The 16,382-nt window shown below is 62.9% G+C and carries 15 protein-coding genes; 9 read left to right on the top strand and 6 right to left on the bottom strand.

From position 1 onward, the window contains the following. Positions 1 to 55: 55 nt before the first annotated feature. The 4 genes from KW821_RS15420 to KW821_RS15435 form a co-directional block, all read right to left on the bottom strand. Positions 56 to 1,135, bottom strand: a complete 1,080-nt coding sequence (locus KW821_RS15420; RefSeq protein WP_232018890.1) for a polyamine ABC transporter substrate-binding protein — start codon at positions 1,133 to 1,135, stop codon at positions 56 to 58. A 130-nt stretch (positions 1,136 to 1,265) separates the two neighbouring features. Continuing rightward, a complete protein-coding gene (locus KW821_RS15425; protein WP_042644596.1) occupies positions 1,266 to 2,363 on the bottom strand; it encodes an extracellular solute-binding protein in 1,098 nt (365 codons plus the stop codon). A 54-nt stretch (positions 2,364 to 2,417) separates the two neighbouring features. Continuing rightward, on the bottom strand, positions 2,418 to 3,779 hold the full coding sequence (locus KW821_RS15430; protein WP_218292057.1) for an aspartate aminotransferase family protein: 1,362 nt from the start codon (positions 3,777 to 3,779) through the stop codon (positions 2,418 to 2,420). Positions 3,780 to 4,135: 356 nt separating this feature from the next. After that, positions 4,136 to 5,467, bottom strand: coding sequence for a glutamine synthetase family protein (locus tag KW821_RS15435; RefSeq protein WP_218292058.1), 1,332 nt, complete (start codon positions 5,465 to 5,467; stop codon positions 4,136 to 4,138). A gap of 463 nt (positions 5,468 to 5,930) precedes the next feature. On the opposite strand from KW821_RS15435, the gene KW821_RS15440 reads away from it, so the two are divergent. The 9 genes from KW821_RS15440 to malZ all read left to right on the top strand — a co-directional run bounded on the left by KW821_RS15440 (position 5,931) and on the right by malZ (position 14,429). Continuing rightward, positions 5,931 to 6,317 carry a TraR/DksA C4-type zinc finger protein gene (locus KW821_RS15440; protein WP_042654413.1) on the top strand — a complete coding sequence of 129 codons (387 nt, stop codon included), beginning with the start codon at positions 5,931 to 5,933 and terminating at the stop codon, positions 6,315 to 6,317. Between the two features lie 51 nt (positions 6,318 to 6,368). Beyond that, a complete protein-coding gene (locus tag KW821_RS15445; RefSeq protein ID WP_218292059.1) occupies positions 6,369 to 7,232 on the top strand; it encodes a transporter substrate-binding domain-containing protein in 864 nt (287 codons plus the stop codon). A gap of 143 nt (positions 7,233 to 7,375) precedes the next feature. Beyond that, positions 7,376 to 7,825 carry a DUF962 domain-containing protein gene (locus tag KW821_RS15450; RefSeq protein ID WP_042654415.1) on the top strand — a complete coding sequence of 150 codons (450 nt, stop codon included), beginning with the start codon at positions 7,376 to 7,378 and terminating at the stop codon, positions 7,823 to 7,825. 16 nt (positions 7,826 to 7,841) lie between these two features. Beyond that, positions 7,842 to 8,306, top strand: coding sequence for a CreA family protein (locus KW821_RS15455; protein ID WP_218292060.1), 465 nt, complete (start codon positions 7,842 to 7,844; stop codon positions 8,304 to 8,306). A gap of 77 nt (positions 8,307 to 8,383) precedes the next feature. Further along, a complete protein-coding gene (locus KW821_RS15460) occupies positions 8,384 to 9,373 on the top strand; it encodes a 2-hydroxyacid dehydrogenase (RefSeq protein ID WP_218292061.1) in 990 nt (329 codons plus the stop codon). Between the two features lie 102 nt (positions 9,374 to 9,475). After that, on the top strand, positions 9,476 to 10,837 hold the full coding sequence (gene yegD, locus KW821_RS15465) for a molecular chaperone (protein ID WP_042654418.1): 1,362 nt from the start codon (positions 9,476 to 9,478) through the stop codon (positions 10,835 to 10,837). Positions 10,838 to 11,141: 304 nt separating this feature from the next. Further along, complete coding sequence (locus KW821_RS15470; protein WP_218292062.1) at positions 11,142 to 11,561, top strand: META domain-containing protein; 420 nt, start codon at positions 11,142 to 11,144, stop codon at positions 11,559 to 11,561. 69 nt (positions 11,562 to 11,630) lie between these two features. Beyond that, positions 11,631 to 12,479, top strand: a complete 849-nt coding sequence (locus KW821_RS15475; protein WP_218292063.1) for an HDOD domain-containing protein — start codon at positions 11,631 to 11,633, stop codon at positions 12,477 to 12,479. A gap of 120 nt (positions 12,480 to 12,599) precedes the next feature. Further along, positions 12,600 to 14,429 carry a maltodextrin glucosidase gene (malZ, locus tag KW821_RS15480; protein ID WP_218292064.1) on the top strand — a complete coding sequence of 610 codons (1,830 nt, stop codon included), beginning with the start codon at positions 12,600 to 12,602 and terminating at the stop codon, positions 14,427 to 14,429. A gap of 47 nt (positions 14,430 to 14,476) precedes the next feature. Here the strand turns inward: malZ and KW821_RS15485 are convergent, their stop codons facing one another. Both KW821_RS15485 and KW821_RS15490 read right to left on the bottom strand, forming a co-directional pair. Then, positions 14,477 to 15,010: an ATP--cob(I)alamin adenosyltransferase gene (locus KW821_RS15485; protein WP_218292065.1), complete on the bottom strand. Its 534-nt coding sequence runs from the start codon at positions 15,008 to 15,010 to the stop codon at positions 14,477 to 14,479. 95 nt (positions 15,011 to 15,105) lie between these two features. Continuing rightward, complete coding sequence (locus KW821_RS15490) at positions 15,106 to 16,233, bottom strand: DUF5610 domain-containing protein (protein WP_218292066.1); 1,128 nt, start codon at positions 16,231 to 16,233, stop codon at positions 15,106 to 15,108. Positions 16,234 to 16,382 lie beyond the last annotated feature (149 nt).

A 16,382-nucleotide genomic window follows, 5' to 3' on the forward strand; every position in this document is an offset into this window, starting at 1 on the left:
ACCGGCCGGGGCCGATCCATAAAGACAATCTGGCGCCCCGGGGTGGGCGCCAAGGTTAGGTTCCGGACTTGATCTTGGTCCAACTCCGGGTGATCAGGCGCTGTACCGAACGGGGATGTGACTCCTGCACATACAACCGCTCCAGCACCGCCTGGGGGGGATAGACGGATTCGTCATCGCGCACGCGCTTCTCCATGTACTCTCCCGCCTTGGTGTTGGGGTTCGCATACCCCACATAGTCGCTCACCTTGGCGATCACCTGCGGCTCGAGAATATAGTTGATCAGGGCGTGTGCCTCTTTGACATTGGTGGCATCGGCCGGGATCGCCATCATGTCGAACCAGAGATTGCCGCCTTCCTTGGGGATGCTGTAGGCAATATTGATCCCCTTGCCTGCCTCGTTGGCCCGGGCCGCCGCCTGCAGGATGTCACCGGAGAAGCCGGCCGCCACGCAGATGTCGCCGTTGGCCAGATCGCCGATGTACTTGGAGGAGTGGAAGTAGGCCACATAGGGGCGCACCTTCAGCAGTTGCTCCTCGGCACGCTTGAGATCGGCCGGATCATGGCTGTTGGGGTTGAGGCCGAGGTAGTTCAGGGCGGCCGGGATCATCTCATCGGCCGAATCGAGGAAGGCGACGCCACAATGGGACAGCTTCTCCATGTTGCCCGGCTCGAAGATGATCGCCCAGGAATCGATCTTGTCGACCCCCAGCACCGCCTTGACCTTGTCGACGTTGTAACCGATGCCGTTGGTACCCCACAGGTAGGGCACGGCGTACTGATGGCCGGGATCCACCTTGTCGAGCTGCTTGAGCAGCAGGGGATCCAGGTTGACCATGTTGGGCAGTTGGGCAGGATCCAGCTTCTGGAAGGCCCCCGCCTGGATCTGCTTGGCCAGGAAATTGTTGGAAGGCACGACCAGATCATAACCGGTACGCCCGGTCAGCAGCTTGCCCTCTAGCGTCTCATTGGAATCAAACACGTCGTAAACGGTCTTGATCCCGGTCTTCTGCTGAAAGTCACTGAGGGTGGTCTCGCCGATATAATCGGACCAGTTGTAAAAATGAACCACAGGGGCTGCCTGGGTCAGATTTGCAAACCCCAGGGTCAGGGCCAGCGTTGCTATCTTGGTCATGTGCACTTTGATCAGTCCTCATATTGTGATTTTGCCAGTCGCGCATCCATACACGCCGTCCAACCTGTTCGGGTGGTCACTACCCTCCCGGCCGAACTGCGGACCGGGAGGGGCACTCGTCACTTACTTGCTACTTGCCTGATTTGATCTTGGTCCAGCTGCGGGTCATCAGACGCTGCACCTTGGCCGGCAGATCCGGGAAGACGTACAGCTTCGCCAGGACCTCATCGCTCGGGTAGATACCCGGGTCGTTGCGGATCGCCTCCGAGACCAGCGGCACCGAGGCCTTGTTCCCGCTCGGATAGCTGACCGCATCCGAGATCTTGGCAATCACCTCAGGCTTCATCAGATAGTTGAGGAAGACATGGGCCTCTTCCACGTTCTTCGCATCGGCCGGGATGGCCAACATGTCGAAGAAGCTGCCTGCCCCCTCTTTCGGGATCACATAGGTCAGATTGACACCATTCTTGGCCTCGATCGCCCTGGACTTGGATTGCTGCAAGTCCCCGGAGTAACCGACCGCCACGCACAGGTTGCCGTTGGCCAGATCCGAAATGTATTTCGAAGAGTGGAAATAGGCGGTATAGGGACGGATGGAGAGGAACAACTCCTCCGCCTTCTTCAACTCATCCGGCTTCTGGCTATCCGGTTTGAAGCCCAGATATTGCAGGGCCGCCGGCAGCATTTCGGTCGGTGAGTCGAGGAAGGAGACACCGCACTCCTTCAACTTGGCCATATTTTCCGGCTTGAACACCAGATCCCAGGAGTTCACCGGCGCATCGGCACCCAGCACCGCCTTCACCTTGTCGATGTTGTAGGCGTAGCCGATGGTGCCCCACAGGTAGGGGATGGAGTACAAGTTGCCCGGGTCACTCGGCTCGAGCGCCTTGAGCAAGGTAGTGTCCAGGTTCTTCCAGTTCGACAGCTTGGCGCGGTCCAGCTTCTGGAACACCCCGGCCTTGATCTGCTTGGCCAGGAAGGGGTTGGACGGCACGACGATGTCATAGCCCGAACTCCCTGCCAGCAACTTGGCTTCCAGCACCTCGTTGCTGTCGAACACGTCATAGATGACCTTGATGCCCGTCTCTTTCTGGAAATCTTCCAGGGTATTTGGCGCGATATAGTCGCTCCAGTTGTAGACGTGCAGTACCTTGTCATCGGCCATCGCCCCAGTACTGACCATGACCAGCGCCACTGAGGCGGCCAGCATTCCCGTTTTAAAAGACATAGTCCTTGTCTCCTAAGCAAATTGTATGCGTAAGCCAACCTGCTCGGGTACAGCCTATTCCTGCAGCTTCGCAGCCGTCAGATCCAGACTGAGCCTGGCCAGTTTGACCAATTCATCTACCTGTTCCTCGGTGATCACCAAGGGGGGCGATATGATCATGGTATCGCCGACCGCCCTCATCACCAAGCCATTGTTAAAGCAGAACTCCCGACAGGTCATCCCCGCCTGCTGCTGGGCCGGGAAGCGACGCTTGGTCTGCTTGTCCTGGACTATTTCCAACGCGGCGACCAGGCCTTTACCCCGGGTTTCTCCCACCAGCGGGTGATCGGCCAGCTCGCTCCAGCGACGTTGCAAATAGGGGCCAATGCTATCATGAATTCGCTTAACTATGCTCTCACTCTGCATAAGCTGGATGTTGGCGATGGCCACGGCGCAGGCCACAGGGTGGCCGGAATAGGTGAAGCCGTGGTTGAACTCGCCCCCCTCTTCCACCAGCACCTTGGCGACTCTGTCGCCGACCATCACGGCCCCCATCGGCAGATAGCCAGAGGTGATGCCCTTGGCCAGGCACATCAGGTCCGGCTTGATGCCAAAGTCTTCGCTGGCGAACCAGTGGCCGGTGCGACCGAAACCGCAGATCACCTCGTCGGCGATCAGCAGGATGCCGTACTTGTCACAGATGCGCTGGATCTCGGGCCAGTAGCTGTCGGGCGGGATGATGACGCCGCCGGCCCCCTGAATGGGCTCGCCGATGAAGGCGGCGACCTTGTCCACCCCCAGTTCCAGGATCTTCAGCTCCAGCTGACGGGCGCGCTCCAGCCCGAACTCATGGGCGCTCACCCCCTGCCCCTCACCGAAGTGGTAAGGCTGATCGATGTGGACTATGCCGGGGATCGGCAGCCCGCCCTGGGCGTGCATGCCTTTCATCCCACCCAGGCTGGCCCCCGCCACGGTGGAGCCGTGGTAGGCGTTGTGGCGGCTGATGATCACCTGCTTGTCCGGCTGCCCCTTGCTGGCCCAGTAGTGGCGCACCATGCGCAGCACGGTGTCGTTGCACTCTGAACCCGAGCCGGTGAAGAAGACGTGGTTGAGATGAGACGGCGTGATCTCGGCCAGCAGGGTCGCCAGCTCGGCAGCGGGCGGATGGCTGGTCTGGAAGAAGAGGTTGTAATAGGGCAGTTGCTGCATCTGTTTGGTGGCGGCGTCCACCAGCTCCTGGCGGCCGTAACCCATGTTGACGCACCACAGGCCCGCCATCCCGTCCAGGATGCGGCGCCCGTCGGAGTCTTCCAGATAGACCCCCTCGGCCTTGGTGATGATGCGGCTGCCCTTGTTGTTCAGCGCCTGAAAATCGGTAAAGGGATGCAGGTGATGGCTGGCATCCAGTTGTTGCCACTCACGAGTGGTGTGCTGCATTGCTTGCTCCTCGGTTCCTTCGATATGAGCGGGAAAGGCCGGTATCAGCCTCCATGCACTACCACCCTCGAGTGGTGTGCGACCCAGTTTGCTGCTGCTTGGTACTATCGCCATACGGGAGCGGCGGGTACTCGTCGCCCTGCACTGCCACTCATAATGCGCGGCGTGCGACCCGGTTTGTTTCTGCTTGGTGCTGTCGTCATACGGGATCGGCGGGTACTCATCACCCTGCACCGCCACTCATCATGAGCGGCGTGCGACCCGGCTTGTTGCTGTTTGGTGCTTTCACTCTCGGCGGGAGAGGCCGGCATCGACCTCCCCCTGTCGGGGTTGCGTGCGCCTTGCACGCACCGACATCACACGTTCAGCAGCAGGAATTCCCGCTCCCAACGACTGATCACCCCGAAGTAGGTCTCGTATTCCTTGCGCTTGACCGCGACGAAGGCGCGGATGAAACGCTCGCCCAGCATCTCCTTGATGGGCTCGCACTGTTCCAGGTGGCTCAGCGACTCCTCCAGCGAGCGGGGCAGGCTGTAGGGCAGGTCGTAGGCGCTCGCCTTCATCTCCTGCATCGGCTCCAGCTTCTCCATCATGCCGAGGTAGCCGCAGGCCAGGGTCGCGGCCAGCGCCAGATAGGGGTTGGCATCGGCGCCGGCGAAGCGGTTCTCCACCCGACGCGCGCTGGCCTCGGAGAAGGGCACCCGCAGGCCGCAGGTGCGGTTCTCCACGCCCCACTGCACGTTGCGCGGCGCACTCTCACCGAAGGTGAGGCGGCGGTAGGAGTTGACGTTCGGTGCCAGCAGCGCGGTCACGGCCGGGGTATATTTCTGCAGGCCGGCGATGAAGTGCATGAACAGCTCGGTGTTGCCGCCATTGTCCGTGCCGAACAGGTTGCGCCCCTCGGCATCCTCCAGGCTCTGGTGGATGTGCATGGCGGAGCCCGGCTCTTCACTCATGGGCTTGGCCATGAAGGTGGCGTAGATGCCGTGCTTGTGCGCCGCCTCACGCATGGTGCGCTTGAACAGGAACACCTGATCCGCCAGGTCGATGGCGTCACCGTGCAGGAAGTTGATCTCCATCTGGGCGGCACCGGACTCGTGGATCAGGGTGTCCACCTCCAGCTCCTGCGCCTCGCAGTAGTCGTACATGTCCTCGAAGATGGGGTCGAATTCGTTGACCGCATCGATACTGAACGACTGGCGGGCAGTCTCGGGGCGGCCGTTGCGACCCACGGGCGGCACCAGCGGGTAGTCGGGGTCTTCGTTGCGCTTGACCAGGTAGAATTCGAGCTCGGGGGCCACCACCGGCTTCCAGCCCTGCTTCTCATAGAATGACAGGACCCGGCGCAGCACGGAGCGCGGCGCGATGTCGATCAGCTTGCCATTGATATCGAAGCAATCGTGGATCACCTGAGCGGTGGGCTCCAGCGCCCAGGGCACGAAACGAATGGTGTTGGGATCGGGGTAGAGCTGCATGTCCCGCTCCAGCGGGTCTATCATGCTGTCGTCATCCGGATACTCGCCGGTCACCGTCTGGGTGAAGATGATCTCGGGTAGCCGCATGCCCCCCTCGCGCAGAAATTTATTGGCTGGAATGATCTTGCCTCGGGCATTGCCGGTGAAGTCCGGAAACAGGCACTCCACTTCCGTGATGCGATTACTCTCCATCCAGCCCTTGATACTGTCCATGTTAAACCCCGACTCTACGGTTGTCATTGGCAAGGGTGTCTAATATATGGAACACCCATGTTAAAAAAATGTAATCAACAGCACCATAAAAGCCCGTGATAATGGCCTTTGTCAAGCGGTGGTGTTTAAAAAACTATAATTAATGGCCTATATAATGACCAGGCCGGCACCAAATACTAAACACCTTGTATCACCATCAGCTCACTGCAAGCCCAGTGCCAACGGCGGGCCGCTCAGGGGGCCAGGCTCCGTCAGGGCCTGTCCGAAAAGGGCCATTTTTTTGCAAGGGCGCACAGTCCTTATCCGATCTGCTTTGCATGCCTGCATTTTTTTGGTACAAGGCCCGCCCTGATTTGCACTCTCCTGCATGGATTTGGTGCAAATCGGGATACAGGGGCTTGGTCTGCAAGCAGACAGCCCCCATAAATAGGGAAAATTGGGAAACTGACTGGTAGTAAACGCTATGTGTGATTTCATGACTGAAGACCAACTGGCCTTTTACAAGGGTCAGATCGAGCGACAAATCGTCGAACTCGAAGATCGTCTCAACTCCCAAGCCAGCCAGGCCATCGCCACCGATACCAACGAGATGGCTGATGAAATTGACCGTGCCAGCATCGAGGAAGCCCGCCGTCTGGAGCTGAATCGCATCGAGCACGACAAGTTGCATCTGCGCAAGCTGAAAGGGGCGTTGAAACGCATCAATGAAGGGGAATTTGGCTACTGCGAATCCTGCGGTGACGAAATATCCCTCAAGCGACTGCAGGCTCGCCCTGAGTCCCGTTTCTGCGTCGAATGCCAGAGCACCAAGGAATTCAACGATACCCACGTGTTCCGTCGCGTCGCCTGATTCTTCTGATAGACTCCGGGCAAGTCCCGGAATCTATCAGGAGAGCAGAGAGTGAAATGGCTCATCAAGCTGTGTTTGTGCCTGCCGTTGCTGGCACAAGCACAGACTCTCACCGTCAAGGTCCCCAGCCGGCCGATCAACGACCTCGATAACGAATACCAGCTCAAGCTGCTGGAACTGGCACTCAACCACGCCGGTCAGCCGTTCAAGCTGGAGCGGGTCGAACTCAATCTCAATCAGTACAGCCTGCAGCAAGAGCTGCGCAAGGGCAAAACCATCAACGTGTTCTGGATGGGCACCTCCAGCACCCTCGAATCCGCCCTCATCCCCATCCCCATCCCGCTGTTCCGTGGCCTGGAAGGGTTGAGGATCGCCTTCATCCATCGCGATGCCCAGGAGAAGTTCAATCAGGTCGGCTCGCTGGCCGACCTCAAGGTCATGAAGGCGGCTCAGGGCGTCGGCTGGGCAGACAACAAGATCCTGGAGCTGGCGGGCATCCCGACCTACGCGGGCCGTTACAGCAACCTGTTCCGCCTCATCAACGACGGCGACAAGCTCGACTTCTTCCCCCGCGGCCTGGTGGAGGTCTACGCCGAGAGCCATGAGCTGCTGGCCCAGTACCCCAACCTCGCCATCGAGCAGCACCTGTTGCTGCGCTACCCCTTCGCCGAGTTCTTCTTCGTCAGCCCCGAGTCCCCCAAGCTGGCCAAGGCGATCCAGACCGGGTTGGAACGCGCCTACGCCGACGGCAGCTTCATGCAGTTCTTCCGGGAGAATCCCAAGGTCCGCGAGGCCCTGACCAGCGCGAACCTGGATCAACGCCTGACCATTCCACTGGTCAATCCGGACATGACCCCCTTGCTCAGGAGCATCCCGGCCCAATATTGGGAATATCCGCCCCGGCAAGGGCAGTAAAGCGCTGACGCAGGGAGACGATCTTCCGGCAGGGCAGTGACACAGCACGATCACAGCCTGGGGCCCCATGAGGCCACAACAGGTCTGGTGCCCGCCAGGGAGAGGCGGGCCATGAGTTTCACTTACAGCACCAGGGAGGTGCCATGAAACGACTCGATGACTGGTTCGGCGACTATGGTCAGAGCCACCGCCACCCCACCAATGTGGCGATCCACAAGGTGGCGGTCCCCGGCATCTACCTGTGCGGGCTCGCCCTGCTCTGGTGCCTGCCGAGGGGGCCCCTGCCATTCGGGCTCAACTGGGCGATACTGGCGGCCATCCCGGTGCTGCTGTTCTACCTGCGCCTGTCACGCCCCCTGTTCTGGGGCATGGCGGGGTTCACCGCGCTGGGGCTGGTGGCCTGCGCCCTGTGGCAGGGGCCCCTGCTGCTGCCGGCGCTGGTCGCGTTCGTGCTGCTCTGGATAGCCCAGTTTGTCGGCCACCGGATCGAGGGCAAGCGCCCCTCCTTCCTCGCCGACCTGCAATTCTTGCTGATCGGCCCCGCCTGGGTGCTGGCCAGTCTCTACAGTCGTTTGGGCCTGTCTTACCGATAGGCCGGGAGGAGTCTCAATGTCGTACCGTCATCCCCTGCTGCTGCTCGTCGCCCTGCTCGCCGGCCCCGCCCTCGCGGACAAGGCCGACCCCGTCGGCGAGGTGAGCACCGCCTTCAAGCTGGTCGGCCCCAACCACAAGATCCTGGTGGAGGCGTTCGACGATCCCCGCATCGATGGCGTCGCCTGCTATCTGGCGCGCCCCAAGACCGGCGGCGTCAAGGGCGGGCTGGGGCTGGCGGAGGATCCCTCCCATGCCTCCCTCTCCTGCCACCAGATTGGCCCCATCACCCTGCCCGCCAAGTTGAAGGCGGGGGAAGAGGTGTTCGATGTCAGCATCTCCCTGGTGTTCAAGGAGCAGAAAGTGGTGCGTTTTTACGACAATAAGCGCAACGCCCTGGTCTACCTGACTTACAGCACCAAATTGGTAGATGGTTCTTACAAGAGCGCGGTGAGTGCGGTTCCCATCATGCCCTGGGGCTGATCCCCCACCATTTATCCCGTGCTCAACACCTCAAGCTGTTGTAATTTAACTACATCGATATCTGCGGAGAGCGCATCATGAGAGTCGCCGTTTTCAGTACCAAGAGCTATGACAAGGAACACTTCAATCAGGCCAACAGCCAGTACGGCTTCGAGCTGGAGTTCTTCGACGTACGGCTGGAAGCCAAGACCGCCCGCCTCGCCCACCACTTCCCCGTGGTCTGCCTGTTCGTCAACGATGACGCCGACCGGGCGGTGCTGACCGAACTGGCCGCCAACGGCACCAGGGTGATCGCCCTGCGCTGCGCCGGTTACAACAACGTGGATCTGGTCGCCGCCAAGGAGCTGGGGCTCAAGGTAGTGCGGGTGCCCGCCTACTCCCCGGAGGCGGTGGCCGAGCACGCGGTCGGCCTGATGATGACCCTCAACCGCCGCATCCATAAGGCCTACCAGCGCACCCGCGATGCCAACTTCTCGCTGGAAGGGCTGGTCGGCTTCAATATGCACGGCCGCACCGCCGGCATCGTCGGCACCGGCAAGATAGGCATCGCCACCCTGCGCATCCTCAAGGGCTTCGGCATGCGCCTGCTGGTGAGCGACCCCTATCCGAACCAGGCCGCGCTGGATCTCGGCGCCGAGTACGTGGATCTCGACACCCTGTTCCGCCAGTCCGACGTCATCAGCCTGCACTGCCCGCTGTTCAAGGAGAACTATCACCTGCTGAACAAGGAGGCCTTCGCCAAGATGAAGGACGGGGTGATGATCATCAACACCAGCCGCGGCGGCCTGCTCGACTCCAACGCCGCCATCGAGGCGCTCAAGACCGCCCGCATCGGCGCCCTGGGGCTGGACGTATACGAGGAGGAGGAAGATCTCTTCTTCTCCGACAAGTCCAACGAGGTGATCACCGACGATGTGTTCCGTCGCCTTTCCGCCTGCCACAACGTGCTGTTCACCGGTCACCAGGCCTTCCTGACCCGGGAGGCGCTGCACGCCATCGCCGATACCACCCTCAGCAACATCCAGGCCATCGAGCAGCAGGGCCGCAGCGACAACGAGGTGGAGTAAGCATTCCTCGCATTTAGTCCGTCATTCAGGCGCGCCGGGTTGTGAGACCCGGCGCCTTCGGGTAGGCTACCAGCCCTTTTTTATGCAGGAGCCTGGCCGCCCATGTTTATCGGATTTGATTACGGTACCTCCAACTGCGCCGTCGCCGTGATGGAACAAGGCAGCCCCCGGCTGCTGACCCTGTCAGGCTCCCGCTACCTCCCCTCCACCCTGCACGCCCCCCACAGGGATGCCATCGCCGGCCTGTTGGCCGAACGGCTGACCCCTGCCCGGCAGACCGAGTACCTCAAGCTGCGCGGCCCCGTGGTGACCCGGGCCCAGGCGGTGCGGCGCCAGATGCGCGAGGAGGGGCTCATCGACGAGCTCAGCTTCGGCAATGCGGCGCTGGAGCGCTACCTGGAGGAGCCGGACGACGGCTACTACATCAAGTCGCCCAAGTCCTTCCTCGGCGCCTACGGCCTCAAGGCCCCCCAGATCGCCCTGTTCGAGGACATCGTCTGCGCCATGATGCTGCGGGTCCGCGAGGAGGCGGAGCAGCAGCTCGGCCAACCGGTGCGCGGCGCCGTGATCGGCCGCCCGGTCAACTTCCAGGGGCTGGCGGGGGAGGAGAGCAACCGCCAGGCCATCGCCATCCTGACCGAGGCGGCCCGGCTGGCCGGCTTCGAGCAGGTGGAGTTTCTCTATGAGCCGGTGGCGGCCGGCTTCGAGTTCGAGGCCCGCCTCAGCGAGGATGCCGTGGTGCTGGTGGTGGACATCGGCGGCGGCACCACCGACTGCTCCATGCTGCGCATGGGCCCCAGCCATCGCGATCGGCTGGATCGCAGCGGCGACCTGCTCGGCCACAGTGGCCAGCGGGTCGGTGGCAACGACTTCGACATCCGCCTGACGGTGGAGGGCATGATGCCGCTGCTCGGCATGCACGAGACCCTCAAGACCGGCAAGCCGCTGCCCCATCCGCTGTTCTGGGATGCGGCCGCCATCAACGACGTCAGCGCCCAGAGCCGCTTCTACAGCCTGGATACCGCCCGCCAGCTGCAGGACTTGCAGCTCGACAGCCAGCCCGGCAGCAAGCTGGCGCGGCTCGCCTGCCTGCGCGCCCACAAGCTGAGCCACCAGCTGGTGTGGCGCGCTGAGCAGGGCAAGATCGCGCTGTCCGACCACCAGCTCAATCAGCAATCCCTGAGCGAGCTGGAGAAGGGGCTGGAGGCGGAACTCAGCCGCGAGCAGCTGGCCAGCGCCTCGGCGCCCTTGCTGGAGAAGATCGGCGAGCTGATGGATCAGGCCATTGCCGCCGCCGGCGTGCAGCCGGATCGGATCTTCGTCACCGGCGGCAGCGCCCGTTCGCCGCTGATCGCCGCCTTCATCCGCCAAAAACTGCCAACCATACCGCTGGAAGGGGGGGATGACTTCGGCTCGGTGGCCGCGGGGCTAGCCCGTTACGCCGAGCGGCTGTTCGCCAACTGACGAGCCCATTCGCGCTCTCCGGGCCTTCATCCGCCAGAAACTGCCGGCCATATGCGCTGGAAAGGGGAGACGTCGGTTCGGTGGCCGCGGGCCTCGCCCGTCATGCCGAGCGGCTGTTCGCCAACTGAGGGCCCGCTGGGGCCCCTGCTGCCAAACTCGAGGCTCAGCCGGACCGGGTGTTGCCATTTGCCGACACCCCCCCGCCCATGAGGGCGACAGAAGCAGTCGGGCTCCCCCTTCGCCGCCCTGCCCCGCAGGCGGCGCCGAGGGTATGCTTGTCGCTCCCATCACCGGAGCCCCTTCGATGCCCAGATTTCTGCTACTGCTGCTCGCCCTGCTTCTGCTCAGCGCCTGCAGCAGTACTCCCGTCTTCGTCCAGCAAGATCTGCAGCACCACCACTGGGTGCTCGACAAGCTGGATGGTCAGCCCATCGCCAGCGCCCGCGTCAATCCGCCCGATATCGAGATAGGTGAGCACTTCACCGTCAACGGCATCGCCGGTTGCAACCGCTACTTCGGCCAGGGCCACCTCGAGGGCAACAGATTCTGGGTCACCAGCCTCGGCAGCACGGCCATGGCCTGCCAGCCCCAGCTCGACAGCATAGAGCAGGCGGTCATCGTTACCCTGATGGAGGGAGCCAGCCTGAGCGGGACTCCCCAGACCCTGATCCTGCAGGGGAAACGGCACCGTTTGGAATACCAGCTGCGCGATTGGGTGTACTAGGGCTCACAAAACCACTCGCCGACAGGAACAACTGGCCAGCCTGTGGCACACTATGAGGCACTGTTCGCAATGGAGGCTGCCTCAGCCATGTCGATGGATCGCCTGTTTGGCAAGATCAAGCAACTGCCCACAATCCCGCAGCTACTGCACGAGCTGATGCTGAGTTTCAGCGACGAGAATGCCCGCATCGACGAGATCGCGGCCAAGATCGCCATGGACCAGGTCATCAGCGTCAAGGTGCTGCGGATGGCCAACTCGGCCGCCCTGCGCCGGGGCAACGAGGTCACCTCCATCGAGCAGGCGGTGATCCGGCTCGGCTTCAACCGGCTGCGCTCCGTGGTGGTCGCCTCCGGCATCATCAGCAGCTTCAAGGCTCCCCCCAGCTTCGACAAGAACCGCTTCTGGACCCAGACCTTCCAGGTGGCCACCATAGCCCGCACCCTGGCCCTGCAGACCAAGGTGGTGGATGCGGAGACCGCCTTCACCTGCGCGCTGATCCACAACATCGGCGAGCTGCTCATCCAGAGCACTCTGCCGGAGGAGGCCGAGCTCATCAGCCTGGCCATCGAGAAGGGCAGCAGCCGGGTCGAGGCCCAGCGGGAGATGCTGGGCTACGACTACGCCCAGCTCGGCGCCGAGCTGGCACGACGCTGGAACCTGTCGGAATCCTTCGTCGACGCCATCTCCCAGCAGCTGGACCCGCTCTCCTATCAGCCGGTCAGCAAGGAGGCGGTGCTGATCCGGCTCGCCGTCTTCGTCTCCTTCGCCTGGCATGCCGGGGTGCCGGCCCAGGCCATCATAGCCCGCTTCCCCACGCCGCTCGCCGACCAGCTCGGGCTGGATCCCAGCACCCTGGCGGACCAGCTCGAACAGCTCCATGAACAGGGCAACGCCCTCGCCGACTTGCTGACCCAGTAGATCCACGGTGGCCGACCAGAGCGGGTCCGATCCCCGTCTCACTCTGGTCGGTCAACACCCACAACTTCACGAACAGGGTAGTAATATGGCCCTCGCCGACCTTCTGACGCAGTAGACATCATGACTCCTCCCTTCCTGTTTCACCCCCAGGTGGCACCCTGGTTCAAAGAGCGTGCCGATGCCCTGTTGCTCACCCTGTTCAGCGAGCTGGACAGCCCGATCCGGGAGGTATGGCTGCGCCACGAGCCGGACAACGAGGAGTACCTGCTGGCCATGACCCCGGTCTCGACCCGGGATCGGCTGCAGGTCTGGCAGGTCGAGCTGCCGCTGGCCAGGGGGCAGGACATCCACCTCTACTGCTTCAAGTGCCTCACCGATGAGCAGCAGTGGTGGCTGCACGGGGCCGGTGTCAGCGCCGCCATGCCGCCGCGCGAGCAGCATTTCCGCTTCAACAGCCTGCATCAGCCGCCGGCCTGGGTACAGGATCAGGTGTTCTACCAGATCTTCCCCGACCGCTTCTGCAACGGCGATCCCTCCCTCAGCGTGCGTCATCACGAATACGAATACCGGGGCAAGGCCGTCATCAGCAAGGCCTGGGGAGAGCCGGTCAGCCGGCACGAGGAAGGGCATGCCGCCTGCGAGTTCTACGGCGGCGATCTGGCGGGCATCGATGCCAAGCTGCACTACCTGCAGTCCCTCGGCATCACGGCGCTCTACCTCAACCCCATCTTCGACTCGCCGAGCAACCACAAGTACGACACCCAGGACTACTACGGCGTCGACCCGCACCTCGGCAGCAATGCGCAGTTCGCCGAGCTGACCCGCAACCTGCATCAGCGCGGCATGAGGATCATCCTGGATGCCGTGGTCAACCACACCTCGACCGAACACCCCTGGTTCTGCCCGCCGCTGGGGGCCAAGAGCAACCCGGATTCCCCCTGGCGCAGCTTCTACACCTTCGATCAGGAGGGGGATTACGTCAGCTGGAAGGGGATCCGCAGCCTGCCCAAGCTCGACTTCGCCAGCGCCCAGGTGCAGGACGCCGTCTATCGCGCCGACAACGCCATCCTGCGCTACTGGATGCGCGCCCCCTACCAGATCGACGGCTGGCGCTTCGACGTCATCCACATGCTGGGGGAGCGGGGCTCGGCCATGGGCAACAGCGGCCACGTGCGCGCCATTCGCGGCGCGGTGAAGCAGGAGAACCCGGACGCCTACGTGCTCGGCGAGCACTTCTTCGAGGCGAGCCAGTGGCTGCAGGGGGATCAGGAGGACGGCGCCATGAACTACTACGGCTTCGCCCACCCCATTCGCGCCTTCCTGGCGGGGCAGGACATCGCCTACCACCCCATCAGGATCAGCGCCGAGGAGCTGGACAGCTGGCTCAAGCTGGCGCGGGCCCACATCCCGTTCAAGAACCAGCTGGCCCAGTTCAACCTGCTGGACAGCCACGACACCGCCCGTTTCCTCTACCTGCTGGGGGAGGACAAGCAGCGGATGCGGCTGGCCGCCACCCTGCTGCTCACCTACATAGGCGTGCCGTCCATCTACTACGGCGACGAGGTGGGCCTCTCCGGTGGCAACGACCCGGACTGCCGGCGCTGCTTCCCCTGGGAGACCACCGACTGGGATCATGTGCTGCACGATCACTATCGCCGCCTGATCCAGCTGCGCAAGCAGCGGCCCGCCCTGCGCCGGGGGGACATCCAGACCCTCTACGCCGGCCCCCACAGCTATGTGTTCGTCCGCACCCTGCAGAGCGATCAGGTGGTGGTGGCCTGCAACCGCCACCCCACCGAACCGCGTACCATCAGCCTGCCCCTGTGGCAGACCGCCAGCCCCGCCAGCCGCTTCACCGACGCCTTCAACGGCGACAAGTTCGAGGTGGTGCAGGGCCAGCTGCAACTCACCATCCCGGCCAACTCGGCCAGGGTGCTGCTCTCGAGCTGAGATAAAAAAACCGGAGCAGATGCTCCGGTTTTTGTTGGCGCTCAGGCTCAGTAGTTGATGCTGACGTAGGGCACTTCCGGCACGTCCCAGGCCTGCTTGAGGTAGACGGTCAGCACGAAGAAGAAGTTCGCGAGCAGGTTGGCGAAGCGGTAGAGGATGGGATCGAAGCGCACGCCGCTCTCCTCCAGGCGCACCAGCAGCCGCACCACCTTCTTGCTGCCGCAACGGCACAGGTGCAGGGTGGGGATGGGTTGCGGCCCCTGGGGCAGCACGAAGCCGGTGACCCGGCCACGACTCGCCTCGTTGTAGTGATCGTAACGCCCCTTCAGCCAGTCCAGATCCTGCTCGAAGATCCCCAGCTTGCCGCGCACCGAGCCGTTGAGGTTGTAGATGAGCCGCTGCAGGGCCCCCAGATCGGCCAGCATGGCCTCGGTATCGGCCTTGGGTGCCAGCTGCGCCAGCACGGCCCCCACCTGACAGCAGAGCTCGTCGGTGGCGATCTCGTAGTCGCACTGGAACTGGGTCTCGAAGATGAAGGGGTAGCAGAGCTCGCGCTTGTCTCTCGGTTTCTTGGGGTTCATGGCATCTTCTGGCTGGAGAAAAGGGCAGTTTGCCAGCCCGGGCCCGGACTGGCAAACGACCCGTACCCAGGGTCGACAGGGGCGATGGCGCCAGGTTAGCGCGTCGCCATCTGCTGGCCGAGCAGCCTCATGGCCTCCAGCATCCGCTGATTGAAGCCGACGAAGCCCGCGCTCTGGGCCGGATCGGCCTGCCCCCGCGCCGCCAGCACCGCCGGCGTCAGCGCCTGCTGTGAGGAAGCCGGCAGCGCGGCATCGGCCCCTCGCTGCCACTGGCTCAGCAGGGGCAGATAGTCCGCCAGCGGCTTCAGGCTCTCCTGCAATGAGTGAGCCCCCTGATAGGCCTGGCTCAGCTTGCTGCTCTGCCTGAGCTTGAGGGAGTAGGAGGCCAGCTGGCTGTCATCCAGTTGCAGCGCGTTCAGCCTGTCCGCCAGCGTCTTGTCATCCCCGCCGAAGAACTGGCCGGCCAGATCGTCCAGCCCCTTGACCAGCTTGCCGATGGCCTCCATCTCGTCGCCGCTGAGCGCCCCTTGCAGCGAGAAGTCGAAGCTCTGGCTCGACTTCAGGCTGAAGCCCTCCTCACGGCGGGACTTGAACTGCCAGCTGTCGCTGAAGCGCAGCATCAGCTGGTCCCCGTCCCGGGTCTCTATCTCGAGGAAGGCCTGCTGCCGGCTGGCCATCTTGGCCGCCCCCAGATCCGTGGTCGAGACCTCGCCGAAGAACTCCTGCTCGAAGGACTCCAGCCCATCCTGGATCAGCTTGTAGCTCTTATCGATGCCGGTCTTGATCTCCTCGTTGTCGGTGGCCCAGTCGCCGAGCTGCTCCCTGGCGCCGCTGAAGCCCATGTCGACCCCCTTGCGCGCCTGCGCCATCATCTCGGCCAGCTCGTCATCGCTCTTGCCATCCGAGCGCGCTGCCCCCAACCGCCCGCTGACAAATTGCAGCACGTTGTCCGCCACCGACTGGAAGTCGAACAGGGTCTCCGGGGTGATCGCCTCCGGCGGGTTCAGTTTGAACTCCTGATTCTTGGGCGCCTGATAGCGCTGGCCATGCAGCTCAAGCGTGAACTGCAGCGCCTGCTGGATCAGCACCTGCGCCCACTTGGGCGGCCGGTTCAGGGTGACCGCCTCCCCCTCCTCCGCCTGCTTTGCCGCCGCCTGCTGAGGTGCCTTGGGGGAGGCACCCACTCCCTTGGGTTGGGCCGCGCCCACGCCATCTATCTGCATAATCCTTCCTCCCGCCATGGTGGTGGATCGGTTATCGGCCTGACTGCACACTTCTTGACCATAAAAACTTGGAGAATCTGCGCCCGCCTTTTACAATCTGGCCCCTTTGGATGGCCTCTGGCCTTCCCCCGGTTTCTGTCCGGCCCTGC

Source organism: Aeromonas sp. sif2416, assembly GCF_019218665.1.
GTDB lineage: Bacteria > Pseudomonadota > Gammaproteobacteria > Enterobacterales > Aeromonadaceae > Aeromonas > Aeromonas encheleia.

Bases quoted from the DNA above. Each gene is read 5' to 3' on its own strand.
- KW821_RS15450 (WP_042654415.1), top strand. From the start codon at position 7,376: ATGAAACGACTCGATGACTGGTTCGGCGACTATGGTCAGAGCCACCGC.
- yegD (WP_042654418.1), top strand. From the start codon at position 9,476: ATGTTTATCGGATTTGATTACGGTACCTCCAACTGCGCCGTCGCCGTG.
- KW821_RS15430 (WP_218292057.1), bottom strand. From the start codon at position 3,779: ATGCAGCACACCACTCGTGAGTGGCAACAACTGGATGCCAGCCATCAC.
- KW821_RS15425 (WP_042644596.1), bottom strand. From the start codon at position 2,363: ATGTCTTTTAAAACGGGAATGCTGGCCGCCTCAGTGGCGCTGGTCATG.
- KW821_RS15455 (WP_218292060.1), top strand. From the start codon at position 7,842: ATGTCGTACCGTCATCCCCTGCTGCTGCTCGTCGCCCTGCTCGCCGGC.
- KW821_RS15420 (WP_232018890.1), bottom strand. From the start codon at position 1,135: ATGACCAAGATAGCAACGCTGGCCCTGACCCTGGGGTTTGCAAATCTG.
- KW821_RS15485 (WP_218292065.1), bottom strand. From the start codon at position 15,010: ATGAACCCCAAGAAACCGAGAGACAAGCGCGAGCTCTGCTACCCCTTC.
- malZ (WP_218292064.1), top strand. From the start codon at position 12,600: ATGACTCCTCCCTTCCTGTTTCACCCCCAGGTGGCACCCTGGTTCAAA.
- KW821_RS15470 (WP_218292062.1), top strand. From the start codon at position 11,142: ATGCCCAGATTTCTGCTACTGCTGCTCGCCCTGCTTCTGCTCAGCGCC.
- KW821_RS15460 (WP_218292061.1), top strand. From the start codon at position 8,384: ATGAGAGTCGCCGTTTTCAGTACCAAGAGCTATGACAAGGAACACTTC.
- KW821_RS15490 (WP_218292066.1), bottom strand. From the start codon at position 16,233: ATGCAGATAGATGGCGTGGGCGCGGCCCAACCCAAGGGAGTGGGTGCC.
- KW821_RS15435 (WP_218292058.1), bottom strand. From the start codon at position 5,467: ATGGACAGTATCAAGGGCTGGATGGAGAGTAATCGCATCACGGAAGTG.
- KW821_RS15475 (WP_218292063.1), top strand. From the start codon at position 11,631: ATGGAGGCTGCCTCAGCCATGTCGATGGATCGCCTGTTTGGCAAGATC.
- KW821_RS15440 (WP_042654413.1), top strand. From the start codon at position 5,931: ATGTGTGATTTCATGACTGAAGACCAACTGGCCTTTTACAAGGGTCAG.